23 protein-coding genes are annotated in these 24,224 nt (G+C 73.6%); 8 read left to right on the top strand and 15 right to left on the bottom strand.

Going from position 1 to position 24,224, the window contains the following annotated elements:
* Positions 1-72: 72 nt before the first annotated feature.
* Together ACZ49B_RS04825 and ACZ49B_RS04820 are read right to left on the bottom strand one after the other, a co-directional pair.
* Entirely contained in the window at positions 73-456 is a 384-nt protein-coding gene (locus ACZ49B_RS04825) for a DUF6193 family natural product biosynthesis protein (protein ID WP_468300448.1), read from the bottom strand.
* Between the two features lie 205 nt (positions 457-661).
* Positions 662-1,906, bottom strand: a complete 1,245-nt coding sequence (locus ACZ49B_RS04820; protein ID WP_468300446.1) for a cytochrome P450 — start codon at positions 1,904-1,906, stop codon at positions 662-664.
* A gap of 241 nt (positions 1,907-2,147) precedes the next feature.
* On the opposite strand from ACZ49B_RS04820, the gene ACZ49B_RS04815 reads away from it, so the two are divergent.
* Complete coding sequence (locus ACZ49B_RS04815; RefSeq protein WP_468300444.1) at positions 2,148-3,317, top strand: steroid 3-ketoacyl-CoA thiolase; 1,170 nt, start codon at positions 2,148-2,150, stop codon at positions 3,315-3,317.
* Positions 3,318-3,463: 146 nt separating this feature from the next.
* On the opposite strand, the gene ACZ49B_RS04810 is transcribed toward ACZ49B_RS04815, so the two are convergent.
* The 7 genes from ACZ49B_RS04810 to ACZ49B_RS04780 all read right to left on the bottom strand — a co-directional run bounded on the left by ACZ49B_RS04810 (position 3,464) and on the right by ACZ49B_RS04780 (position 12,040).
* Positions 3,464-3,868, bottom strand: a complete 405-nt coding sequence (locus ACZ49B_RS04810; RefSeq protein WP_468300442.1) for an aggregation-promoting factor C-terminal-like domain-containing protein — start codon at positions 3,866-3,868, stop codon at positions 3,464-3,466.
* Between the two features lie 387 nt (positions 3,869-4,255).
* On the bottom strand, positions 4,256-5,065 hold the full coding sequence (locus ACZ49B_RS04805; protein ID WP_468300440.1) for an ECF transporter S component: 810 nt from the start codon (positions 5,063-5,065) through the stop codon (positions 4,256-4,258).
* Positions 5,062-7,218: an ABC transporter ATP-binding protein gene (locus ACZ49B_RS04800; protein WP_468300438.1), complete on the bottom strand. Its 2,157-nt coding sequence runs from the start codon at positions 7,216-7,218 to the stop codon at positions 5,062-5,064. Before ACZ49B_RS04800 ends, ACZ49B_RS04805 begins: the two co-directional genes overlap by 4 nt.
* A complete protein-coding gene (locus ACZ49B_RS04795) occupies positions 7,215-8,339 on the bottom strand; it encodes an energy-coupling factor transporter transmembrane component T family protein (RefSeq protein ID WP_468300768.1) in 1,125 nt (374 codons plus the stop codon). The genes ACZ49B_RS04800 and ACZ49B_RS04795 overlap by 4 nt, the downstream gene beginning before the upstream one ends.
* A gap of 380 nt (positions 8,340-8,719) precedes the next feature.
* A complete protein-coding gene (locus ACZ49B_RS04790) occupies positions 8,720-9,367 on the bottom strand; it encodes an SCO2322 family protein (RefSeq protein ID WP_468300436.1) in 648 nt (215 codons plus the stop codon).
* Positions 9,367-10,605, bottom strand: coding sequence for a prenyltransferase/squalene oxidase repeat-containing protein (locus ACZ49B_RS04785; RefSeq protein WP_468300434.1), 1,239 nt, complete (start codon positions 10,603-10,605; stop codon positions 9,367-9,369). The genes ACZ49B_RS04790 and ACZ49B_RS04785 overlap by 1 nt, the downstream gene beginning before the upstream one ends.
* A gap of 325 nt (positions 10,606-10,930) precedes the next feature.
* Positions 10,931-12,040, bottom strand: coding sequence for an MBL fold metallo-hydrolase (locus ACZ49B_RS04780; protein WP_468300432.1), 1,110 nt, complete (start codon positions 12,038-12,040; stop codon positions 10,931-10,933).
* Positions 12,041-12,253: 213 nt separating this feature from the next.
* Here ACZ49B_RS04780 and ACZ49B_RS04775 point away from each other — a divergent pair, with 213 nt between their 5' ends.
* Entirely contained in the window at positions 12,254-13,717 is a 1,464-nt protein-coding gene (locus tag ACZ49B_RS04775; RefSeq protein ID WP_383507545.1) for an aldehyde dehydrogenase, read from the top strand.
* A 5-nt stretch (positions 13,718-13,722) separates the two neighbouring features.
* Positions 13,723-13,956, top strand: a complete 234-nt coding sequence (locus ACZ49B_RS04770) for a ferredoxin (RefSeq protein ID WP_053785199.1) — start codon at positions 13,723-13,725, stop codon at positions 13,954-13,956.
* A gap of 112 nt (positions 13,957-14,068) precedes the next feature.
* Here ACZ49B_RS04770 and ACZ49B_RS04765 read toward each other — a convergent pair whose 3' ends face one another.
* A complete protein-coding gene (locus ACZ49B_RS04765) occupies positions 14,069-14,728 on the bottom strand; it encodes a TetR family transcriptional regulator (protein ID WP_468300430.1) in 660 nt (219 codons plus the stop codon).
* A 260-nt stretch (positions 14,729-14,988) separates the two neighbouring features.
* Here ACZ49B_RS04765 and ACZ49B_RS04760 point away from each other — a divergent pair, with 260 nt between their 5' ends.
* The 3 genes from ACZ49B_RS04760 to ACZ49B_RS04750 are packed head-to-tail and all read left to right on the top strand — an operon-like array spanning position 14,989 to position 18,177.
* Positions 14,989-16,305, top strand: a complete 1,317-nt coding sequence (locus ACZ49B_RS04760; RefSeq protein ID WP_468300428.1) for a glycosyltransferase family 4 protein — start codon at positions 14,989-14,991, stop codon at positions 16,303-16,305.
* A gap of 58 nt (positions 16,306-16,363) precedes the next feature.
* Entirely contained in the window at positions 16,364-17,098 is a 735-nt protein-coding gene (locus ACZ49B_RS04755) for a class I SAM-dependent methyltransferase (RefSeq protein WP_030291475.1), read from the top strand.
* Positions 17,095-18,177, top strand: coding sequence for a prenyltransferase/squalene oxidase repeat-containing protein (locus tag ACZ49B_RS04750; protein ID WP_468300426.1), 1,083 nt, complete (start codon positions 17,095-17,097; stop codon positions 18,175-18,177). The genes ACZ49B_RS04755 and ACZ49B_RS04750 overlap by 4 nt, the downstream gene beginning before the upstream one ends.
* Positions 18,178-18,245: 68 nt before the next feature.
* Here the strand turns inward: ACZ49B_RS04750 and ACZ49B_RS04745 are convergent, their stop codons facing one another.
* Entirely contained in the window at positions 18,246-18,548 is a 303-nt protein-coding gene (locus tag ACZ49B_RS04745; protein ID WP_468300424.1) for a hypothetical protein, read from the bottom strand.
* 328 nt (positions 18,549-18,876) lie between these two features.
* Here ACZ49B_RS04745 and ACZ49B_RS04740 point away from each other — a divergent pair, with 328 nt between their 5' ends.
* Together ACZ49B_RS04740 and ACZ49B_RS04735 are read left to right on the top strand one after the other, a co-directional pair.
* A complete protein-coding gene (locus ACZ49B_RS04740) occupies positions 18,877-19,365 on the top strand; it encodes a hypothetical protein (protein ID WP_468300766.1) in 489 nt (162 codons plus the stop codon).
* A 111-nt stretch (positions 19,366-19,476) separates the two neighbouring features.
* Positions 19,477-19,893 carry a hypothetical protein gene (locus tag ACZ49B_RS04735; protein ID WP_468300422.1) on the top strand — a complete coding sequence of 139 codons (417 nt, stop codon included), beginning with the start codon at positions 19,477-19,479 and terminating at the stop codon, positions 19,891-19,893.
* Here ACZ49B_RS04735 and ACZ49B_RS04730 read toward each other — a convergent pair.
* From ACZ49B_RS04730 to ACZ49B_RS04715, 4 genes are all read right to left on the bottom strand, one after another.
* On the bottom strand, positions 19,883-20,893 hold the full coding sequence (locus ACZ49B_RS04730; RefSeq protein WP_468300420.1) for an LLM class F420-dependent oxidoreductase: 1,011 nt from the start codon (positions 20,891-20,893) through the stop codon (positions 19,883-19,885). The genes ACZ49B_RS04735 and ACZ49B_RS04730 overlap by 11 nt on opposite strands.
* A 147-nt stretch (positions 20,894-21,040) precedes the next feature.
* On the bottom strand, positions 21,041-21,850 hold the full coding sequence (locus ACZ49B_RS04725; protein ID WP_468300418.1) for a hypothetical protein: 810 nt from the start codon (positions 21,848-21,850) through the stop codon (positions 21,041-21,043).
* Positions 21,851-21,984: 134 nt separating this feature from the next.
* Positions 21,985-22,953, bottom strand: coding sequence for an N-acetylmuramoyl-L-alanine amidase (locus ACZ49B_RS04720; protein WP_468300416.1), 969 nt, complete (start codon positions 22,951-22,953; stop codon positions 21,985-21,987).
* Between the two features lie 377 nt (positions 22,954-23,330).
* On the bottom strand, positions 23,331-23,972 hold the full coding sequence (locus ACZ49B_RS04715) for a class I SAM-dependent methyltransferase (protein ID WP_266994215.1): 642 nt from the start codon (positions 23,970-23,972) through the stop codon (positions 23,331-23,333).
* Positions 23,973-24,224: the final 252 nt, after the last annotated feature.

Raw genomic sequence — 24,224 nt, 5'->3', positions numbered from 1 at the left:
CGACACCCCTTCGGTGGATCGCCGCGTCCTGTCAGGATCCGCCGTCGGCGGCCCCTGCGCCACCCGGGGCGATCAGCCCGCCGTCGCGCCGCCCGCGGTGAGCCCGTCCACGACGAGCGCGATGGCGGCTTCGGCGGTGTCGGTCTCGGCGATGACGGTGTTCAGGCTGGGGCTGCGCACCCGGAAGCGACCGTCGGGCGTGGGCTCGACGGCCGGTGCCTCCACCTCGAAGGGGTGGCGGGTGCGGGAGCTGAACCAGAGGGTCCACTGGCGGGTGAACGGGTACAGCCGGCGTAGCTGCGGCTGCGCGGCGGCGGCCTCGATGAGGTCGATGACGCCGCGGCAGAGCGTCTCGGGTCCGCCGCGCTCCTGGATCAGCCGCCACGTCGTGGGCAGCCGCTGCCAGCGGGCATCCACCCGGGGAGCGGTGTCTGTATCGGCAGCGTGAAGGTTCATCCGCGCAGTGTGACGCCCCACCGGTCTCAGGACAATGGTCCGGAAGTCAACAATCCGGCATACGTGTGCCCCCGATGCGCCCCGTCCGCGCGCCGGGCGCGCCCCCCGCGTGCGTTCCCCGGCGGCATTCCGGGGACGGCAGGGGCCGGGGCGTGGGAGGAGCGGCCCCTGCCGCCGTGGAACCGGTACGGCCACGGAGTCGTGCTCAACCGTGGCTGACCCGGAGCTCCTTGATGCCGTTGAGCCAGGCGGCGCGCAGCCGGCGCGGTTCCTCTCCGGTCAGCCGCAGGTCGGGCAGGGTGTCGGCCAGCGCGTTGAAGATCAGGTCGATCTCCATGATGGCCAGGGACTTGCCGAGGCAGAAGTGCGGGCCGCCGCCGCCGAAGCCCAGGTGCGGGTTCGGGTCGCGGGTGATGTCGAAGCGGTCGGGGTCGGTGAAGACCTCGGGGTCGTGGTTGGCGGAGGAGTAGAACAGCCCCACCCGGTCGCCCGCCTTGATCTTCTGCCCGCCCAGTTCGGTGTCCTGGGTGGCGGTGCGCTGGAAGGACACCACCGGGGTGGCCCAGCGGACGATCTCCTCGGCGGCCGTCGCCGGCCGGGTCGCCTTGTACAGCTCCCACTGGTCGGGGTGGGTCAGGAAGGCGTGCATGCCGTGGCTGATGGCGTTGCGCGTGGTCTCGTTGCCGGCGACCGCCAGGAGCAGCACGAAGAAGCCGAACTCGTCGGAGCCCAGGTTGCCCTGGCCCTCGGCCGCCACGAGCTGCGTGACGATGTCCTTGGCCGGGCACTCCTTGCGGGCGGCGGACAGGTTCATGGCGTAGCCGATGAGCTCCATCGCGGCGTTGGAGCCGACCTCCTCGGTGATCGCGTACTCGGGGTCGTCGTACGCGATCATCTTGTTCGACCAGTCGAAGATGCGCAGGCGGTCCTCCTGCGGTACGCCGATCAGTTCGGCGATGGCCTGCAGCGGGAGCTCGCACGCGACCTGCGTGACGAAGTCGAAGCTGCCGTCGGCCGAGGCCTCCAGCGCCTGCGCGACGATCTTCCCGGCCCGGTCGCGCAGGGCCTCCTCCAGGCCGCGGATGGCCCGCGGGGTGAAACCGCGCTGCACGATCTGGCGTACGCGGGTGTGTTCCGGCGGGTCCATGTTCAGCATGATCAGGCGCTGGGCATCTATCTGCTCGCGCTGGATGTGCTCGTTGAAGCGGATGATCGCCGTGTTGGTGGTGGAGGAGAACAACTCGGGGTGCGTGGAGACGTACTTGACGTCCGCGTGCCGGGTCACGACCCAGTAGCCCTCGTCGTCGAAGCCGGTGATGCCGCGCCGCTGGGGGCACCACCACACAGGTGCGGTCTGCCGCAGCTGTGCGAACTCGGGGAAGGGGACCCGGTCCTGGAGGAGGTCGGGGTCGGTGGCGTCGAAGCCTTCGGGCAGCGCGGGACAGGGCATCGGGCGACTCCAAAGTCTGACGGCCCATCAGAAGTTGGCTTGAAGGTAGTAACGAGTTCTAGAAGTGACAAGGGTCCTCGCGCCAACTGTTGCGTGTGGAATCCGTGGAAGCCGCGTGCAAGACCCTTGCGTGCCGGGCCTCCGGGTCATAAGACTGCGAGGAGAACTAGAACGCGTACTAGTTCGGGCGGGGCGCCGGGACGGCCCGCCGTGCCGGCACAGTGCAGGAGAGGACGAGCTCATGGCCGCGGAACCCGTCATCGTCGAAGCCGTACGCACCCCCATCGGCAAGCGCGGGGGCGCGCTCGCCAACCTCCATCCCGCCTACCTGCTCGGCGAGACGTACCGCGAACTCCTCGCCAGGACCGGAATCCAGCCCGACTGCGTGGAACAGATCGTCGGCGGCACCGTCACCCACGCCGGCGAGCAGTCCATGAACCCGGCGCGCAACGCCTGGCTCGCGATGGGCCTGCCGTACGAGACCGCCGCGACCACCGTGGACTGCCAGTGCGGCAGCTCCCAGCAGGCCAACCACATGGTCGCCAACATGATCTCCGGCGGTGTCATGGACATCGGCATCGCCTGCGGCGTCGAGGCGATGAGCCGGGTGCCGCTGGGCTCCGGCTCCAAGCACGGCCCGGGCAAGCCCTTCCCGGACGAGTGGAACGTCGACCTCCCGAACCAGTTCGAGGCCGCCGAGCGGATCGCCCGCCACCGGGGCCTGACCCGCGAGGACGTCGACCGGCTCGGGCTGCTCTCCCAGGAGCGGGCCGCCACCGCATGGGCCGAGGAGCGGTTCAAGCGGGAGACCTTCGCCGTCCAGGTCCCGACGACGGAGGAGGAGCAGGGCGCCGGGCAGGGCATGTGGCGGCTGGTCGACCGCGACGAGGGGCTGCGCGACACCAGCATGGAGGCACTGGCCCGGCTCAAGCCGGTCATGCCGACCGCCGTGCACACCGCCGGAAACTCCTCGCAGATATCCGACGGGGCCGCCGCCGTGATGTGGGCCTCACGCAAGATGGCCCGCGCGCTCAAGCTCAAGCCGCGCGCCCGGATCGTCGCCCAGACCTTGGTCGGCGCCGACCCGCACTACCACCTCGACGGGCCGATCGACGCGACGCGGGCCGTGCTCGGCAAGGCCGGGATGTCGCTCAAGGACATCGACCTGGTCGAGATCAACGAGGCGTTCGCCTCCGTCGTCCTCAGCTGGGCCCAGGTCTTCGAACAGGACCTGGAGAAGGTCAACGTCAACGGCGGCGGCATCGCGCTCGGCCACCCCGTCGGCGCGACGGGAGCCCGGCTGATCACCACCGCGCTGCACGAGCTCGAGCGCCGCGACAAGGAGTTCGCGCTGATCACCATGTGCGCGGGCGGCGCGCTGGCGACCGGGACGATCATCCAGCGGCTGTGAGCGGGCGCGGCGTCCACTGAACCCTGTGGGATGGGAAACAGAAGGCCCCGGTGGCCGGACCTGGGGAGGTCCGGCCACCGGGGCCTTCGCACTGCTCATGCTGCGGGGCCGTTGGCCGAGCTGTTGGCAGAGCCGTTACCAGTGGCTTAGTACCAGTGGTTGGCGCTCCAGAAGTTCCAGGCGCCGACCGGGCTGCCGTAGCGGGAGTTCATGTAGTCCAGGCCCCACTTGATCTGGGTGGCCGGGTTGGTCTTCCAGTCGGCACCCGCGGAGGCCATCTTCGAGGCCGGCAGGGCCTGGGCCAGGCCGTACGCACCCGAGGAGGCGTTCGTGGCGGTGTGGTCCCAGCCGCTCTCGTGGGAAATGATCTTGTCGAAGGCGGCGAACTGGGCCGGGTCCTTGATCATCTGACGCGCGATCGCCTTGGCGCTCATCGGGGCCGCCTGGGCGGGAACCGCAGCGAGCATGGTGCCGGCGACGCCCAGGGCGACGATGGAGCCGGCGAGGGTCTTCTTGGAGGCGGCGATGCGGCGGATGACGGTGTTGGACACGGATGAACCTTCCGAAGGGGACAAGGGCGGTCGCGGGCATGTCGAGGACATGCGTGAGCCACTCACGCGGAGGAGAGGGGTTCGTCGGGCGGGGGGCGAAGACCCCGGCCGCCGTGGCGACAACACCAGTTAGCCAGGTCCCCGGGGCTCTGGCAACGACCCCTATTACTAGCCGTCCTCGCAGTGCGGGACCACCGGACCGGTGGCCGGGATGCCGGCGTTCTCGCTGGTGAGGGCCGGTTTCAAGGCTGCGGGAGGAGGCCCTGAGGGCTACTACCCCGCGTCGTATGTGACGTGGGTCCTATGGGGTGAGTCACCGGGATAAGGCCCGAATGTCACCTTCTGTGGTGTTTCGTTACCCGAAATGGGGTGTGTGCGGGGCCACTTTCAACCCGAACCGAAGGAAACGGGTGCCTCGAACGCCGCTTTTCGCACCGCCCGCCGCAGCGCCTTCAGCAGCGTGCCGCCGATCGCGAGCGTCAGTACGACGGTCAGCACGGCCCGCCCCAGGTCCCAGCCGAGCGAGGTCGCCGCGCAGTACGCGAGGAAACGGGCCAGGTTGGCGGTGACCGGATCCCCCGGGTGGAACGAAATGCCCTGGCCCATGCCCTGCAGGAGCACCCAGCCCTGCAGGTTCATGATCGTGCCGTACGCGAACGAGCCCACGAAGCCGTACGCCGCCAGCATCAGCAGCTCCCCCCGGCCCCGGAGCCGGTCCGGGCCGGGCAGCAGCCCGGCGCCCAGCGAGAACCAGCCCATCGCCAGCATCTGGAACGGCATCCACGGCCCGACCCCGCCCGTGAGCAGGGCGGAGGCGAACATCGTGACCGAGCCGAGGACGAAGCCGAAGCCCGGGCCGAGGACGCGGCCGCTGAGCACCATCAGGAAGAACATCGGCTCCAGGCCGGCCGTGCCGGCGCCCAGCGGTCTGAGGGCGGCCCCGACCGCGGCGAGGACGCCGAGCATCGCCACCGCCTTGGCGTCCATGCCCTGGTCGGCGATGGTCGCGACGACGACGGCGACGAGGAGGGGGAGGAGCGCCGCGAAGAGCCAGGGGGCGTCCTGGGAGTGGGCGAGGCCGGACTGGCGGTCGGCGAGGAGGGGCCAGCCGAAGGCCGCGATGCCGATGAAGGTGACGAGGAGCAGGGCCGCGGCGGCGCGGGGGCCCATGCGGAGGGGGCGGGCGGGGTGGCTCATGACGTGGCCTCTGCCTCTGCCTCTGCGTTTGCGTTTGCCTCTGCGTCTGCGTTCGCTTCGGCTTTGGCTTCGACCTCGGCTTCTGCTTCGGCCAGGGCTTTTGCGACCTGGGTCACCGTGAGCCAGTGGCCCGGGGCCAGGATCTTGGCCACCTGGGGAGCGAAGGCGGGGGACGACACGACGATCTCGGCGCTCGGGCCGTCCGCGACGATCTCGCCGCCGGCCAGGATCACCACCCGGTGGGCCAGCTCGGCGGCGAGCTCCACGTCGTGGGTGGCGAGGACGATGGCGTGCCCGTCGGCGGCGAGACCGCGGAGGATCTCGATCAGGCGGGCCTTGGCGGCGTAGTCCAGACCGCGGGTGGGCTCGTCGAGCAGGAGCAGCGCGGGGCGGCCGGTGAGTACGAGGGCCAGGGCGAGGGCCAGGCGCTGGCCCTCGGAGAGGTCCCGGGGATGGGTGTCGTCGGGGACGTCCGGGAGCAGGGCGGAGACGAGCTCCCGGCAGGTGCCGGGGGCCGCGCCGGCGTCGGAGTCGGCGGCGGAGCACTCGGCGGCCACGGTGTCGGCGTAGAGGAGGTCGCGGGGCTCCTGCGGGACGAGGCCGACGCGGCGGACCATCTCCTGCGGGGCGGTGCGGTGGGGGGTGCGGCCGCCGACGGTCACGGTGCCGGTGGTGGGGGCGAGCGTACCGATGAGGGTGGCGAGGAGGGTGGACTTGCCGGCGCCGTTGCGGCCCATGAGGGCGATGGTTTCGCCGGGGGCCACGGAGAGGTCGATGCCGTGCAGGACTTCGGCGCGGCCGCGGCGGAGGGAGAGGGCGGATGCCTCGGCCACTGGCTCGGCCGGGGTGGTGCCGGTGCCGATGCCGCTGCGCGTGCCGGTGCCGGTGCCGCTCCGCGTGCCGGTGCCGGGTCCGGGCACGGTCGGGGTCGCGCTGCCGGTTCCGCTACCGGTGGCGGGTCCGGGGGTCGGCTCGCTCCGGCGGAGCAGGCGGGCCAGGAGGCCGGGGCGGGGGGCGGGGCCGCTGCGCGGGGCTTCTTCCCCACCCCGCCCCTTCCCGCAACCGGGGGCTCCGCCCCCGGACCCCCGCGCCTCAAACGCCGGCGGGGCCGGCTGGCGCGGCGGAGCCGGGGTACCCGGCGGGGGCGGGGACACGGGCTGGGCCGCGGCGGGCAGGGGGGTGGGCGACGCCGGCCGGGTCGGAGTGGGCGACGGTGCCGCGGGCGTCAGCTCGGCCGAGGTGGCCGGCAGAGCTGGATGGTGCGGCGGAGCCGGGGTGCCCGGCGGGATCGGGGGCGCCGGCCGGGGCGGGGTGGGCTGGGGTGTGGGGGTGGGGGTGAGGGGGAGGCGGGAGAGGAGGGTGGGGGATTGGCGGCGGGCGTCGCGGATCGACAAGGGGAGGGGGGACCAGGCTGCCAGGCGGCCCAGGGCCACCACCGGGGGGTGGACCGGGGAGACGGCCATGATCGAGGACGGGCTGCCGAGGACCGGCGCCGCGCCCGGGGCCGGGAGGAGGAGGACCCGGTCCGCGTACTGGACGACGCGTTCCAGGCGGTGCTCCGCCATCAGGACCGTCGTGCCCAGGTCGTGCACCAGGCGCTGGAGGACCGCCAGGACCTCCTCGGCGGCCGCCGGGTCCAGCGCCGACGTCGGCTCGTCCAGGACCAGGACCGTCGGGTGCGGGGTCAGGACCGAGCCGATCGCGACCCGCTGCTGCTGGCCGCCGGAGAGGGTGGCGATGGGGCGGTCGCGGAGCTCGTTCAGGCCGAGCAGGTCCAGGGTCTCCTCGACCCGTCGGCGCATGACGGCCGGGGCCAGGCCCAGGGACTCCATGCCGTAGGCGAGCTCGTCCTCGACCACGTCCGTCACGAAGTGCGCGAGCGGGTCCTGGCCGACCGTGCCCACGACGTCGGCGAGCTCGCGCGGCCGGTGGGTGCGGGTGTCGCGGCCGGCGACGGTGACGCGGCCCCGCAGCGTGCCCCCCGTGAAATGCGGGACCAGGCCGGAGACCGCACCGAGGAGGGTCGACTTCCCGACGCCCGACGGGCCGACCAGGAGCGTGAGCTCGCCCTCCGGGATCACCAGGTCGGCGTCGCGGAGGGTGGGCTGCGCGGCGCCGTCGTACGTGACCGACACCTGCTCGAAGCGGATCACTGCGATGCCTCCTTCGGAGGTGCGGACGGTGCGGACGGTGCGGACGGTACGGGCGCCACGAAGGCGGGGAGCAGGCCGATCAGGATCGCCGCCGCCGGCCACAGGGGGAGGGTCGGGGCGACCAGCGGGACGACGCCGGGCTGCAGGGCGGCCGGGTCCACCGTCCCGGCACGGATCAGGACGGCGGCGACGGCCGCGCCCGACCCGGCGACCAGCCACGCGCGCCACCCCCAGCGGTCGGGCCGGTAGCGGGTCCGGATGCTGCGCCGGCCGCCGAGGCGCAGGCCCGCGAGGGCCAGGGCGAGGCCGAGGAGCAGGACCGGCAGCCCGTACCCGGCGCCCTCGGCGGCGAGCAGTCCGTACGTGCCGGCGCACATGCCGAGCAGGCCGCCGAGGGTGAGGACGTTGGTGGTGTGCCGGACGGCGGGCGGGACCTGCGCGGTACGGCCGTAGCCGCGGGCGTCCATCGAGGCGGCGACGGCGACGGAACGCTCCAGCGCCCCCTCCAGGACGGGCAGGCCGATCTGGAGGATCGCCTTGACGCCGCCGGTGGGGCGGCCGCGCAGGCGGCGGGCGGTCCGCAGACGGGCGACGTCGGCGACCATGTTCGGCGCGAAGGTCATGGCGACGACGACGGCGACGCCGGCCTCGTAGAGGGCGGCCGGGAGGGATTTCAGCAGCCGGGCCGGGTTGGCGAGGGCGTTCGCGGCGCCGACGCAGACGAGGAGGGTGGCCAGCTTGGCGCCGTCGTAGAAGGCGAAGACGAGCTGCTCGGCGGTGACGCGGCCGCCGATGCGGATGCCCTGGGCCGCCCAGGCGGGCAGCGGGAGCTCGGGGAGGGTGAGCAGCACGTGCGCGCCGGGGATCGGGGAGCCGAGCAGCACGGAGAAGAGGAGGCGGAGCCCGATGACGAAGAGGCCGAGCTTGAGGAAGGCCGTGTAGGAACGGGCCCAGGGGGCGGAGGTCCGGCGGGCGGCCACGACGTAGCCGGCCACGCCGACGATCAGGCCGAGGAGGAGGGGATTGGTGGTGCGGGAGGCGGCCGTGGCGAGGCCGAGCGCCCAGAGCCACCACGCTCCCGCGTGCAGGGCGTTCCCCCGACGGGCCTGCGGCGCAGCCATGCGGCGGATCCGGCTCTTCTCGTACGTCGGCCACGACCCGGGGTCGCCCGCCCCGGCGGGTCCGGCCCCGGCCGGGATCACGTCGCCGTCTGCGAGCCGGCGGGTCCGCCCCGCACCACCGGGGCGGAGCGGAGTCCGCGTGCGGGCGGCCCCGGTCGACGGCTGATCGTCGCCACCCCGGCCGGACCCCGCCTGGGCCACCGCTCCGGGGCCGCCCTGCGGCGGGTGCCCGGCGTCGCCGGCGGGCGCGGTCGGCCGCAGGCCGTGGGCGGCGTCGACCCCGGCGAGGTGCGAGACGCCGGCCGGAGCCGCCGGCCCGGCGGTCTGCGGCTGCCCCGGCCGGGGGCCCTCGGCCGGGGCCGGACCTGCGGGGGAGGGGGTCATCGGTGGCGGCGGCGGGACTGCCAGACCGCGGCGGCCGCAAGGGCGGCCACCGCCGACAGGCCGGCCAGGAGGCCCGTCGACGGGCCGCCGTCCTCGGGCGCGGTGTCCGTCGGCTCGGGTCCCGCGTCGGCGATCTGTTCGCCGCAGCCCTGCTTCGGGTAGCCGGACACCGCACACAGCAGCGCCGCGCTGTTGTAGCGGAGCGGCTTGGCGACCTCCGCCAGGGCCTCGGCCGCCGTGGCGTCCGGGGCGACCTGGGCGCAGACCGTGCGCGGGGCGTCCTGCGGCGGGGCGTCGCCCGCCGGGGCGTCCGCCGGGCCGCCGAAGTCGACGACCACGGCGATCCGCTTGCGGCCCTCCACGGCCGGAGTGGCTGCACAGACCGCCGCGAAGTCGGCCGCCGCGCGCGGCTTCGCCGCCTCGGCCGCCGCATCCTTGCTCACCGCGAAGCGGAAGCCCAGGGCCGAGCCGTCCGCCGGGCGGGCCGTCGAGGGGCCCTGTGTGGCGTACTGCCACTGGCCTCCCGTGCCCTCCCAGAACGACCAGTAGCGGTAGCCCGCCGCCAGCGCGGGGGAGGCCGCCAGGAGCGTGAGGAGGATGCCGAACGCGAGGGCCGGCGGGGTGGTCGGGCTGCGGCGCCGCATCAGAGCTGGTTCTTCTTGCGGCGGCCGCTGAGGAGGACGCCGATGCCCATGCCGGCCGCCAGGCCCGCGCCCACGATCCACCACACGTTCTGGTTCGACGACTTCGAGTCCGCCTTGGGCTTCGGCGCCGCCGACTCACCCGTCTGCGGGGCGGGGCCCGTTGCGTTCAGGGCCGTCACCAGGTTCGTGCCGCCGAACGACTTCGGGTCCGTGCCCGTCGCGTGTGCGGCCAGCACCAGGGTGCCGAGCGCCGCCGGGCTGCCCTGGGCCCACTGCGCCGAGTTGGCCTTCAGCCACTCCAGCGCGGCCGCCGCCGACGCCTTGTGCCCGGCCGCGGCCAGTGCGATCACCGCGTCGGCGGTGTTGCCGGTGTCCGCGGTCGGCTGTTCGGCGCCGGGGGTGACGGCCGTGAGGTGGCCGTCCTTCTTCAGGGCCTCGGCCAGGTAGCCGGCCGCGCCCTGGGCGGCGGCCGCCGGGTCGGTGGTGCCCGCCGGGCAGGCCAGTGCGGCCGCGGGGGTGTCCGTCGCGGCAGGGGCCACGACCGCCCCCTGGCCGAGGCCGGCCAGGACCGCCGCGGCCGTGGCGTCGGCGTTGGCGGGGAGTTTGCCGTCGGCCGGCTGGTACCCGAAGGCGCCCCGGTCGGCGGCGGGCTCGGTGGCGCAGCCCAGCTGGAAGGCGAGCAGGCCCTCGTAAGCGGACTTGCCCGTCTTCGACTTCACCTCGGCCGGCTTCTCGCCCGCCACGGCCAGCGCGCTGATGACGATGGAGGTGGAGTTGCCCTCGCTCGGGGTGCCGGGCACGAAGGCCCAGCCGCCGTCCTCGTTCTGGACGGACTTCAGCCAGTCCACGCCCTTCTTCACCGCCGCGTCCTGGCCGCCCAGCGCCTTCAGCGCCTGCAGGGCCATCGCGGTGGCGTTCGTGTCGAACATCGTCTTGTCGTCGCAGGCCGCGCCCGCGTCCGCGCGGAAGGAGGCGAAGCCGCCGTTCGCGCACTGCTGGCCGACGAGCCAGGCGACGGCCTCGTCGGCCGGCTTGACGCCGACCGTCTGCTGGGCCAGCAGCGCGAAGGACTGCCGCCACACGCCGTCGTACGTCGGGTCGTTCTTGCCGTACAGCCCGGACGGGATCACCGGGGCCGGCGGGGTGGAGGGGGAGGGCGCGGCGAGGGCTGCGGGGGCGGCGCCCACGCAGAGCACGGCGGAGGCGGCGAGCGCGGCGGCGCTGCGGCGGACGTTCATGGGGGCGGGTGCCTCTCGTGCTGGGGAGCAGGAGGCAGGCGCGCACAGGGCACCGGGCTCCGGCTCCGTTTACCTCGACGGTGCCGGCCGCCGGGGCTCCGGCGGCGCGAGCCGCGCACCTCGCGTACGGGGCGGTCCGGCTCCCCGCCCGGCAGGGCCGGGGCGGGTCACGGTTGCGGGTCAGCGCCGGAATCGCACCGGCTTCTTCCCCGCACGGAAGGGTGGACGACGGGCTCACTGTACCGGCCCGTAGCAGTCCGGAAAGGTGGCGTCCGGCCGTAGCGCCCCTTACAGGCGGGGCCGGCGGGATCCGGCGGGACCTACGTCACACCGCGCGGTACGTGACCGGGTCGCTGCCCGGGACCGCTTCGGCCCGGCCCTGCTTCACCAGCCGCCGCAGATGGGCTTCGGCTTCCGAGACGGCGATGTTGCGCGAGCCGTACGGGATCTGCTCCCAGGGCCGGTTCCACTCCATGCGCTCCGCCAGCCCCCACGGGGTCAGCGGCTCGGCCAGCAGCTCCCACAGCCCGCTCAGCCGGTCCTCGTGGTGGCGCAGCAGTTCGCGGACCCGGGCCGGGGCGTCGGTGAAGGCGTGCTGGTGGGCCGGGAGCACCTCGGCGGGGTCGAGGCGGCCGATCCGCTCGAGGGAGTCGAGGTAGTCGCCGAGGGGGTCGGTGACCCGGGTGTCCTCCGGGGCCTCGTAGAGGCCGATGTGCGGGGAGATCCCGGGCAGCAGGTGGTCCCCGGAGAAGAGGCGGCCGTTGCCGGGGAGGTTCGCCGGGTGCTGTTCCTCCAGGTGCAGGCAGACGTGGCCGGGGGTGTGCCCCGGGGTCCAGATGGCGCGCAGCCGGCGCCCGGCGAGGGGGAGCAGTTCGCCGGGGACGATCTCCCGGTCGGGGACGGCGGCCCGCAGCCCGGGCAGGGTGCGCATGCGGCCGCTCGCGCGGGCGGCCCGCAGGGGGGCGATGTGTTCCTCGGGGGCTCCGGCGGTGGCCAGCTTCTCGCTCATGTAGTCGAACCAGACGCCGGGCTCGGCGGAGCGGGTCCGTACGACGACCTCGGTGTCGGCGGCGTGCATGGCGATCCAGGCGCCGGAAGCCTCGCGGACCCGGCCGGAGAGGCCGTGGTGGTCGGGGTGGTGGTGGGTGATGACCACGCCGTGGACGTCGGCGATCGCGATGCCGAGGGCGCCGAGGCCGGCGACGAGGGTGTCCCAGGACGCGGGGTCGTCCCAGCCGGTGTCGACGAGGACGGGGCCGCGGCCGGTGTCGAGGACGTGGACGAGGGTGTGGCCGAGCGGGTTGTCGGGGATCGGCACCTTGATGCCGTGGACGCCGCCGCCGTGGTCGGTGACGTGCGGGGTGACCTGCGGCTCGGTGTCCGGTGCCGGGTCCGGCGTGGCGTGGGGCGGGGTGGGCGGCGTGTCCTGCGGCATGGGAGCTCCCTGTCTGCGCCCGGCCGCGCCTGCGCCGCCGGCTCACTCTCACGAGAACGTGTTGCAGTAGTCGCCCAAGTCGACCATCTGCGGCCCGTTCTGACTAGTCGTAACCCTTCGTTGGATCACCCGGGCTGTTCCGTCCTGGCCGTGGACTCCTAGAACTAGAACTGGTATCAGTTCGGGAACGCCAAGCCGCAGGAGGCAGCAGCCATGACCGAGCTCGTGGAACACGGACACCTGTTCATCGGCGGGGAGTGGACGGATCCGCTGGGTACCGACACGATCGAGATCGTCTCCCCCCACACCGAGCAGGTCATCGGCAGCGTCCCGCACGCCTCCCGCGCGGACGTGGACCGCGCCGTCGCCGTCGCCCGCCGGGCCTTCGACGAGGGCCCCTGGCCCCGGATGTCCCTGGACGAGCGGATCGCCGTCGTCACCCGGATCAAGGACGCGATCGCCGTCCGGCACGAGGAGATCGCCCGGTCGATCAGCTCCCAGAACGGGTCCCCGTACTCCTGGAGCGTCCTCGCGCAGGCGCTCGGCCCGATGATGGTCTACGACGCCGCGATCCAGGTCGCGCGCGCCTACCCGTACGAGGAGCACCGCCAGGGAGTGCTCGGGCCGATCCTGGTGCGCCGGGAGCCGGTGGGCGTGGTCGCGGCCGTCATTCCGTGGAACGTGCCGCAGTTCGTGGCCGCCGCCAAGCTCGCCCCGGCGCTGCTGACGGGGTCGACGGTGATCCTGAAGCCGTCCCCCGAGTCGCCGCTGGACTCGTACATCCTCGCCGACATCGCACGGGAGGCCGGGCTGCCGGAGGGCGTGCTGTCGATCCTGCCCGCCGACCGGGAGGTCAGCGAGTACCTGGTCGGCCACCCCGGCGTCGACAAGGTGGCGTTCACCGGTTCGGTCGCGGCCGGCAGGCGCGTGATGGAGGTCGCCGCCCGCAACCTGACCCGGGTCACGCTCGAACTCGGCGGCAAGTCCGCCGCCGTGATCCTGCCGGACGCCGACCTCGAGTCCACCATCGCGGGGATCGTTCCGGCGGCCTGGATGAACAACGGGCAGGCCTGCGTGGCCCAGACCCGGGTGCTCGCGCCCCGCAGCCGGTACGAGGAGGTCGCCGAGGCCCTCGCGGCCGCGGCCGGCGCGCTGGTGGTCGGCGACCCGCTGGACCCGGCGACGCAGCTCGGGCCGCTGGTGGCCAGGCGGCAGCAGCAGCGGTCGCTGGACTACATCCGGATCGGCCAGGAGGAGGGTGCGAAGGTCCTGGCGGGCGGCGGCCGCCCGGCGGGGCTCGAGCAGGGCTGGTACGTGGAGCCGACGCTGTTCGGGGACGTGGACAACTCGATGCGGATCGCCCGCGAGGAGATCTTCGGACCGGTCGTCTGCCTGATCCCGTACGGGGACGAGGCGGAGGCGGTACGGGTCGCCAACGACTCGGAGTTCGGGCTGAGCGGCAGCGTCTGGACGGGGGACGTCGAGCACGGCATCGACTTCGCGCGGCAGGTGCGCACGGGCACGTTCAACGTGAACACCTTCAGCCTGGACATGCTGGGGCCGTTCGGCGGCTACAAGAACAGCGGTGTGGGGCGGGAGTTCGGGCCCGAGGGGCTCGGCGAGTACCTGGAGCACAAGATGATCCACCTGCCGGCGGGCTACGCGGCGGGTGCGTGAGCGCCATGGGCGACCGCTGGGTGGTGGAGGTGGACCGGGGGGTCTGCATCGGCTCGGGGATGTGCGTGAACCACGCGCCGGAGGGCTTCGCGCTGGACTCGGCGCGCCAGTCGCACCCCCGGGATCCGGAGACGGACGCGAACGAGCCGGTCCTGGCGGCGGCGGAGGGCTGCCCGGTGGAGGCCATCATGATCACCCTGGCAGCCACCGGCGAGGCGGTGTTCCCCCCGGAGGAATGACCGGAGAAGCGCCGAACGGCGGCCCTGGCGGCGGCGGGCACCGGCCGGCCGCCGCCGGGGCCGCCGCGTGCGTGCGTACGTATGCATGCATGCGCGCACACGTAGGGCGGGATCAGGCCTTTCGCGCGGTCCCGGCAGCCCCGGCAGCCCCACCCGCCGGCGGCGCCGTCATGTCGATCAGGCGGCACACCGTCTCGATGTCGATCTTTACCTGGGCGATCGAGGCGCGTCCCGAGAGCCAGGTGATCAGTGCCGAGTGCCAGGTGTGCTCGATCACCCGGACCGCCGAGAGCTGCTCCGCCGTCGGCGGGGCGTCCAGGCCCATCGCGTCCAGGATGATCGCCGTGGTCAGCCGGGACACCGTGTCCACCTCGGGGCTCACGCTCCGGTCCGCGAACGTCAGGGCGCGGACCATCGCATCGGCGAGCTGCGGCTCCCGCTGCAGCGCGCGGAAGGCCCGCATCAGCGTCTCCGCGACCCGGGCGGCCGGGTCCTCGCCCGCCGGGGGCCGCTTGCGCAGCGTCGTGTGCATGTGCTGGAGCTGGTCCTGCATCGTCGCGACGAGCAGGTGCACCTTGGACGGGAAGTACCGGTACAGGGTGCCCAGAGCGACCCCGGCGGCCTCCGCGACCTCCCGCATCTGGACGGCGTCGAAACCGCCCCGGCTGGCCAGCTGGGCGCTGGCGTGCAGGATCCGGCGGCGGCGCGCCTCCTGGCGCTCCGTCAGGGGAGGGGACGCCGTCGTGGCGACGGCTTTCGCATCCGCTGTCATCTGTCCCGTTCCATGGCGTTCCGTGTCGTTGCGGTGCTGATTTCCGGGCTGTTCTCGTCGTGATCGGCAGGTGATCGGCAGGTGATCGACAACCAGCATCTCAGGCGCCGAAGCCGTGGCGTGAATCACCTGCTCCGCCTCTTACGGTGTGGTTTCCGGCCGGTAGATTCAATGGTCTTCGACGGATCAAGTCTGAAACTTGTTCTACATTATGCGAGCGGTTACGCTCCGGCGAAAGTGCAGGGAGAAGGGGGCCGAGAGTGACCGCTGAGGCCATGGTGACGAGCCCTTTTGCGGGTTCCGCCACCGACGGCGACCGCCCGTTGCGCATCGCACTCCTCACCTATAAGGGGAACCCGTTCTGCGGCGGCCAGGGCGTCTACGTCCGGCACCTCTCGCGGGAGCTCGTGAGGCTGGGGCACTCCGTCGAGGTCCTCGGCGCGCAGCCGTACCCGGTCCTCGACACCGGCGCCACGCTCACCGAACTGCCGAGCCTCGACCTGTACCGGCACCCCGACCCGTTCCGCACGCCGAAGCGCGACGAATACCGGGACTGGATCGACGCGCTCGAGGTCGCCACCATGTGGACCGGCGGATTCCCCGAGCCGCTGACCTTCTCGCTGCGGGCCCGGCGCCACCTCGCCGCCCGTGCGGGTGAGTTCGACGTCATCCATGACAACCAGACGCTCGGCTACGGCCTGCTGGCCGACCTCGGCGCGCCGCTGGTCACCACCATCCACCACCCCATCACCGTGGACCGGCAGCTCGACCTCGATGCCGCCAAGGACCGCAAGAAGCGGCTCTCCGTCCGGCGCTGGTACGGCTTCACGCGGATGCAGGGGCGCGTCGCCCGCAGGCTGCCGTCCGTGCTGACCGTCTCCGGATCCTCCAAGCAGGAGATCGCCGAGCACCTGGGCGTCCGCGACGAGCGCATCCACGTCGTCCACATCGGCGCAGACACCGACCTGTGGTCGCCCGACGCGTCCGTGGCCGAGGTACCGGGGCGGATCGTCACCACCTCCAGCGCCGACGTCCCCCTCAAGGGCCTCGTCCACCTCGTCGAGGCGCTCGCGAAGCTGCGCACCGAGCAGCCCGACGCCCACCTCGTCGTCGTCGGCAAGCGCGCCGAGCAGGGTCCGGTCGCCCGCGCGATCGACTCGTACGGCCTCCAGGACGCGGTCCGCTTCGTCAAGGGCATCACCGACGCCGAGCTCGTCGACCTGGTGCGCAGCGCACAGGTCGCCTGCGTGCCGTCGCTGTACGAGGGCTTCTCGCTGCCCGCCGCCGAGGCCATGGCCACCGGCACCCCGCTGGTCGCCACCACCGGTGGCGCGATCCCCGAGGTCGCGGGCCCCGACGGCGAGACCTGCCTCGCGGTGCCGCCCGGCGACGCGGGCGCGCTGGCCGCCGCGCTGGGCCGGCTGCTGGGCGACGCGCAGCTGCGGGCCCGCCTCGGCGCCGCCGGACGCGAGCGGGTGCTGGCCCGGTTCACCTGGGCCAGAGCCGCCGAGGGCACCGCCGCGCACTACCGCGCCGCCATCGAGCAGGCAGCCGGCCGCACCCGCCGCGCGCGGTGACCTTCCGCCTCATCCACACCACCCCCGATCACCCCCGCGACCGCGAAGGCAGGACCCCGTGCTGACCGTCGATTTCTCCCGGTTCCCGCTCGCCGCAGGCGACCGTGTGCTCGATCTGGGCTGCGGCGCCGGCCGGCACGCCTTCGAGTGCTATCGGCGCGGCGCCCAGGTGGTCGCAGTCGACCGCAACGGCGAGGAGATCCGCGAGGTCGCCAAGTGGTTCGCCGCCATGAAGGAGGCCGGCGAGGCCCCGGCCGGCGCCACCGCCACCGCCATGGAGGGCGACGCGCTGGCCCTGCCCTTCCCCGACGAGTCCTTCGACGTCGTCATCATCTCCGAGGTGATGGAGCACATCCCCGACGACAAGGGCGTGCTCGCGGAGATGGTCCGCGTCCTCAAGCCGGGCGGCCGCATCGCCATCACCGTGCCGCGCTACGGCCCGGAGAAGATCTGCTGGGCGCTCTCCGACGCGTACCACGAGGTCGAGGGCGGCCACATCCGCATCTACAAGGCCGACGAGCTGCTCGGCAAGATGAAGGCCGCCGGCCTCAAGCCGTACGGCACGCACCACGCCCACGGGCTGCACTCCCCGTACTGGTGGCTCAAGTGCGCGTTCGGCGTCGACAACGACCAGGCGCTGCCGGTGAAGGCGTACCACAAGCTGCTGGTCTGGGACATCATGAAGAAGCCGCTGGCCACACGGCTCGCGGAGCAGGCGCTCAACCCGCTCATCGGCAAGAGCTTCGTGGCGTACGCGACGAAGCCGCACCTGCCCGTCGGCGCGGCGAAGTGAGCTCGCCCGGGCGCACCGAACGCCTGGTCCTGGACGGGGTGCTGACCGCCGAGGAGGCCGCCGGGACGGTGGCCGGCATCCTCGCCGCGCAGCGCTCCGACGGGGCCATCCCGTGGTTCCGCGGGCACCACCTCGACCCGTGGGACCACACCGAGGCCGCGATGGCGCTGGACGCGGCGGGCGAGCACGAGGCGGCGGAGCGGGCGTACGACTGGCTGGCCCGGCACCAGAACGCCGACGGCTCCTGGTACGCGGCGTACGCCGACCGGCCGGACGGGGTGGACACCGCCGAGCCGCAGGACGCGAGCCTCGAGAGCAACTTCGTCGCGTACATAGCCGTCGGCGTCTGGCACCACTACCTGGCCACCGGCGACGACCCGTTCCTGGACCGTATGTGGCCCGTCGTGTACGCGGCGACCGAGTTCGTGCTCGCGCTCCAGCAGCCGGGCGGCGAGATCGGCTGGAAGCGGGAGGCCGACGGCAGTCCCGTCACGGACGCGCTGCTCACCGGCTCCTCCTCGATCCACCAGGCGCTGCGGTGCGCACTGGCGATCGCCGAGCACCGCGAGGAGCCCCAGCCGGACTGGGAGCTCGCGGCCGGGGCCCTCGGGCACGCGATCCGGCGGCACCCGGAGCGGTTCCTGGACAAGTCCCGCTACTCGATGGACTGGTACTACCCGGTGCTGGGCGGCGCCCTCACCGGCGCGGACGCGAAGGCGCGGATCGACGGGCGCTGGGACGAGTTCGTCGTCCCGGACCTCGGAGTGCGCTGCGTCCTGCCGAACCCGTGGGTGACGGGCGGGGAGTCCTGCGAGCTCGCCCTGGCCCTGTGGGCAACGGGCGAGTCGGACCGGGCGCTGGACATCCTGCGCTCCATCACGCACCTGCGCGCCGACAACGGCATGTACTGGACGGGCTACGTCTTCGAGGACAAGGCGGTGTGGCCGGTCGAGCAGACGACCTGGACGGCCGGGTCGCTGCTGCTGGCCGTGGCCGCGCTGGGCGGTGACGAGGCCACCGGGGCGGTGTTCGGGGGGCTGGAGCTGCCGGCCGGGCTGGAGCCGGACTGCTGCCGGTAGGCGGCGTTGCGGGCACGTGAGGGGGCAGGCCGCCGCGGACGGAGGCCTGCCCGTGGGGGAACTCGCGGTCAGTGGCGGTAGAGCCGGCCCGCGACGAGGTGTCCGATGACGAGGTACGCCACGGCCGCCACGCCGTAGCCCACCACCACCTGGACCCACTCCTGGTCGAAGGTGAACAGGTCGTAGGACCAGCCGGCCAGCCAGGTGGCGGCGTCGTGGATGAACTCCACGAGGCCGTTGCCCCGGTTGGCGTCGAGGAAATACAGCAGGATCCACAGGGCGATCACGAAGGCCAGCACGTCTGCCACCGCGGCGACGACCCGGCCGGCCTGAACGCCTCCGCGGGCGTGTACTCGGGTGTGTGTGCGCATGCTGCGCGTCTTGCCCCGGCCGTGCGAAACAAACCCGAACGGGTCCCCCAAGTGGCGGATCGCCGGGGCCCGGGTGACTCTGCGGGAGACACCTCACTCCCCGGAGGTCAACGTGTCCAAACCCAGCGTTTCCATACCCGGCGTGTCCATACCCGGAACTTCCCGACTCCGCCGCGCCGTCACGGCGCTGCTCGTGTCCACCGCGCTGGTCGCGGGAGGCACCGCGTGCGGCAGCGGCGCCGGCGGCAGCAGGGGCCAGCGCGAGGCCGTCCCCGTATCCGTGGCCGCGCAGCAGGCGGTCGCCGACGAGGCGCTCGCCGCGCAGGTGATCGCCGCAGAGGCGGTTGCCGCGCAGGGCACCGAGGAGGCGCTCGCCGCCGAGCCCACGCCCAGCACCTCCGCGGAGAAGCAGAAGTTCGCCAAGACGCGCTTCGTCGCCAACGCGGGGCTCGCAGCCGGGGCGACGTACCAGTGGATCATCAAGCCGTACCGCGCGGGCAAGTTCAAGAAGGGCGCCAAGGGCCGTACGTTCGCGCTCATCAAGGCGGGCCTCGCCGGAGCCTTCGCGTACAACCGGCTGAAGGCGGCCGCGGACAACGCCAAGGGCGACCCGCTGCTGTCGAAGGCGGTGGCCCCGCTGACGGCGGGCATCGCGTCCCTCAAGGGGCTGGGCTCCAAGCTGCGCAAGGGTGACGCGGGCGATGCCGACATCGGCTCCTTCGAAGGCGTCATCAGCGGGGTCAAGGACGCCGGCAAGAGCGCGGGTGCCCCGGTGACCGACAAGGTTCCGAGCGCCTCCCAGCTCAGCGGTGGATAGGCCTACGGGTCCCACCCCGACAAGCAGACAAGCAGACAGGCAGACAGGCAGGCCGGACGGGGCAGCGTCGCCCCTCCGGCCCGCCGCCTGTCTGCCTGCTTCAATGGGCGGATGATCGAGTTCCTGGCCCTCGCGGCCGCCGCCGCCGGCATCGGCTGGCTCGTCCGGCGCAGGCACCGGCAGCGGGTCGCCGCCGGGAGCCCGGACGGGATCCCGTGCATGGCCCGGCACCCGGCCGGCGCGGGCCGCTGGCGCACGGGCCGGGTGTTCCCCGGCCCCGCCGGGGCCCGTTGGGTGCCCCGGCGCGGGGAGCCCGTACCGCTGCCCGGCGGCCGGGCCACCGGGGTGCGGGCGCCGTCCGTGAAGGAGGGCATGTCCATCAACCCCGGATCGCGGATCGTGGCCTGCACGTACGGGACCGGCGAGGGCGGGAGCATCGAGATCGCCGTCATGCCGCTGGACCTGAGGGAACTGCTGGCGGCGGTCCCGCAGGCCGAGGCCGACGCCGGTGACACCCCTAGCTGTTGAGCTCCGCCAGGACGCGCAGGGTGTGCGGGTCCGGGGCCGTCAGGAGGAGGTCGGTGACCGGGCCCTTGCGCCACAGGTCGAGGCGTTCGGCGATCCGCTCGCGCGGCCCGATCAGCGAGATCTCGTCGGCGAACGCGTCCGGGACGGCGAGCACGGCCTCCTCCCGGCGGCCGGCGAGGAACAGCTCCTGGATGCGGCGGGCTTCCTCTTCATAGCCCATCCGCGCCATCAGGTCGGCATGGAAGTTGCGGGCGGCGTGGCCCATCCCGCCGATGTAGAAGCCGAGCATCGCCTTGACCGGAAGCAGTCCTTCGGCGACGTCGTCGCAGACCTTGGCCCGGGCCATCGGGGCGATCATGAACCCTTCGGGCAGGTCGGTGAGCGAGGCCTGGTAGACGTCGGTGCGGGTCGGCGACCAGTACAGGGGCAGCCAGCCGTCCGCGATCCGGGTCGTCTGCGCGATGTTCTTCGGGCCCTCCGCGCCCAGCAGGACCGGCAGGTCCGCGCGCAGCGGGTGGGTGATGGGCCTCAGCGGTTTGCCGATGCCGGTGCCGTCCTCCCCGCGGTACGGGTGCTGGTGGAAGCGGCCGTCGAGGGCGACGGGGGCCTCGCGGCGCAGCACCTGGCGCACGACGTCGACGTACTCGCGGGTCGCGGTGAGCGGGCTCGAGGGGAAGGGGCGGCCGTACCAGCCCTCGACCACCTGGGGGCCGGAGAGGCCCAGGCCCAGCATCATCCGGCCGCCGGAGAGGTGGTCCAGGGTCAGGGCGTGCATGGCGGTGGCGGTGGGGGAGCGGGCGGCCATCTGCGCGATGGCGGTGCCGAGGCGGATCCGCGAGGTGTGCGCGGCGATCCAGGTGAGCGGGGTGAAGGCGTCCGAGCCCCAGGCCTCGGCGGTCCACACCGAGTCGTAGCCGAGGTTCTCGGCCTCGGTGGCGAGGTCGAGGTGGGCCGGGTCGGGGCCGCGGCCCCAGTAGCCGAGTGCGAGTCCGAGGCGCATGTGCGTCCCCTCCGCGATGCCGTGGTGGCGCCGTGCGTGCCGCGCCACAGCCGTATCTGACGATGCGTCAGGTGACTGTAGGGCAACGGCCCCCCGCCCGGAAGGGCGGGGGGCCGTCGGGACGCTGCACCGGCCGTCGGCGCGGGGTCAGCCGCGCTGGATGCCCGAGGTGTCGTTCAGGACGCCGCGGCGGCCGTCCTGGGTCTGGGCGATCAGCGTGGCGGGGCCGCGCTGGTCGACCGCCAGGTACCAGGTGCCCGGCGCGAGTTCGGCGATCGGGCTGGGGGAGCCGTCCTCGGGGAAGAGGGGGCGGGCCACCGGGACCGCGAACCAGAACGGGGTGAAGTCCCCCGCCGGGGCGGGCGTCTGGTCCTGCGGCGCCGGAGCCGGGGTCGGGGTCGGGGTGCCGCCGTACGGCGGGGCCGGCTGCGGGGTGGAGCCGTACGGCTGCGGCTGCTGGCCGCCCGGGTAGCCGTACCCGGCGCCGGGCTGGGGCTGCGCCCCGTACGGCGCGGGGGCGACGGGCTTGGCCTCCGGCATCAGCGGGCCGGCGAGCGCCGGGATCTTGGCGCCCGCGACGGCCACACCGGCCAGCGCGAGGGTGGCCAGGAAGGCGATGATGCAGCCCGCGCCGAGGTCGGCGCCGCTCGGGCTGGTGATCAGGGACCAGAGGGAGGACCAGGCGGCCGCAACCGCGAGTACCGTCCCCCACGCGGCCAGGGGCAGGCCCGCGAGCTTCCGGGTCTCCGGCTGGAAGCGGGCCGCGATGATCAGGCCGGCCGCGATGAAGCCGAGCAGGAAGATGGTGGGAAGCGCCAGACGGTACACGTCGGTGTCCCACACGCTCGGCAGGTCGAGGCCGGTCGCGGAGTAGAAATCGAGGAACGAGGCGATGAACAGCAGCACCGCTGCTCCGATCACCACGCCGTCGCCTCGAGTGAGGGAGCGGATGTTCACGTCTTAGGTGTCCTTCTCGGTCTCGGTCGTCTCGTGGTGCCGCGGTCGCACGTGCAGGAGCGGGGCGGGCGGGACCATGGTACGGAGGTTCCCCGCGGCCGAGAGGATCGGGGCGGCAGGCTGTCCCGGTGGGACTACCCGCCCAAGAAGCCGACGATGCCGTCCGCGATGCCCTGGGCCGCCTTCTGCCGCCACTCCGGACTCGTCAGCAGCGCCGCGTCCTTGGCGTCACGCATGTTGCCGCATTCGATGAACACCTTGGGCCGCGTCGAGAGATTGAGTCCGCCGAGATCGTCGCGGACGACCAAACCGGTGCCGCTGCCGAGGTAGTTGGCGGGGGCGGAGCCGGTGGTCCGGGCGAAGTTCGAGGCGATCCGCTCGCCGAGGTCCCGCGAGGGGGCGACGATCTTGGCGGTGTCCGCGGCACCGCCCTTGACCTTGGCCGGGAGGATGATGTGGTAGCCGCGGTTGCCCTCGGAGACGCCGTCCGCGTGGACCGAGACCACGGCGTCGGCGGTGGCCTCGTTGCCGATGCGGGCGCGCTCGTCGATGCAGGGGCCGAAGGGGCGGTCGGCCTGGTGGGTGAGGACCACCTTGAGGCCCTTGGCCTCCAGGGCGGCCCGCAGCCGGCGGGACACGTCGAGGGTGAACTCCGCTTCCATGTAGCCGGAGTTGGTGGTGGTGCCGGTGGTGTCGCACTCCTTGCGGTTGGTGCCGATGTCGACCTTCTTGTCGATCTCGGCGGTGTGCTTGAAGTTGCCGGTGTTGTGGCCGGGGTCGATGACCACGGTCTTGCCGGCGAGCGGGCCCTTGGCGGGGCTCTGGCTGTTGGCGGGGCCTTCCGCGGGGCTCCCGGTGGGGGCGGAGCTCGGGGTCGCGGCCGTGCCGTCCGTGGGGGAGGCGGCCGGCATCACGATCCGGGGCGGGCGGGCGTCGTCCGCCCCCGCACCGGTCGTCACCTGTACGAGGACCCACCCCGCCAGGGCGGTCGGGGCGAGCACGGCGGCCCCGACGGCGAGGCCGGAGCGGCGTGCGAACGACCGCGGCTCCGGGCTGACCGAGGAGGAGGACTCGGGGGATGGGGGACTGTCGTCGTAGGGCACGTCGCGATGCTAGACCGGCCACCGGCCGGCGGCGCGGACCGTGGGCCATACGGGGGCGTGGTGCGCTTATACCGTTATATGCCTGGATGTTCCGAATGGCCCTGACGGGCCGCCGACCTGCCCCTTCGGGGTCCTGAGCACCGGACCCGCGCCACTGGAGCGGGGGCCGGGCCTTCGGATCCCGGGGCTGCGGGGCTGCGGGGCCGCGCGGCCGCCTGGGGCTGCGGCCCCCGGGGGTGCCGGGCCGCCGGAGGCGTGCGACCGGCCTCCGGCTTCCGGGGCTGCCGGGCCGGGGCTGCGGGGCTGCCTCGGTGCCGGGTCCGCCGGGGGCCCGGGGGCGTGGGATGCCGACGGGCCGGGTCCCGGCCGCGGCGCCGTCAGATGCCGGGGGCCGTGCGGCGCAGGACGCGGAGGGAGTCGGTCACCGAGATCTCCTCGAAGGCGCCGGAGGCGAGGGCGCGCAGGTAGATCCGGTACGGGGCCTGGCCGCCGTCGGCCGGGTCCGGGAACACGTCGTGGATGACGAGCGTGCCGCCCTCGGCGACGTGCGGGGCCCAGCCTTCGTAGTCGCCCGTGGCGTGCTCGTCGGTGTGGCCGCCGTCGATGAAGACCAGGCCGAGCTTGCCGCCCCAGGCCGCGGCGACCTGCGGGGAGCGGCCCACGATTGCGATGACGTGGTCCTCGAGGCCCGCCCGGTGCAGGGTGCGGCGGAAGGTCGGGAGGGTGTCCATCAGTCCGACCTCCGGGTCCACCACGGTCGGGTCGTGGTACTCCCAGCCGGGCTGCTGCTCCTCGCTGCCGCGGTGGTGGTCGACCGTCATGGCGGCCACCCCGGCCTCGCGGGCGGCGTCGGCCAGCAGGATGGTGGAGCGGCCGCAGTACGTGCCGACCTCGAGGAGGGGGAGCCCCAGTGCCGCTGCCGCGGTGGCGGCCTCGTACAGGGCCAGGCCCTCTCGTACGGGCATGAACCCCTTGGCGGCCTCGAAGGCGGCGAGGGTCTCCGGCTTGGGGGTGGCCATGTGTTCCTCCGAGGGGGTGGGGCGTGTTGCGGTGGGCTGGGCGGCCCATGGTGCCTTACCGGCTGGTAGCGCACCATGTCGGGGGCCTTCGGGGTGGGGGTGCCGCTGCGCGGGGCCGTCTCCCCGTCCCGCCCTTTCACCGTTTCCCCGGGCTCCGCCCGGACTCCGGTCGGGTGCGGCGCCGTTGCGGGGGGCGCTGCCCCCGAGCCCCCGCGCCTCGAGCGCCGGCGGGGCTGGATCGGGTCGGGTGCG

It is taken from the genome of Streptomyces sp. NPDC031132 (assembly GCF_055570595.1).
Note: the sequence above shows the minus strand (reverse complement) of the source record. Positions and strands in the feature narration are given on the sequence as shown.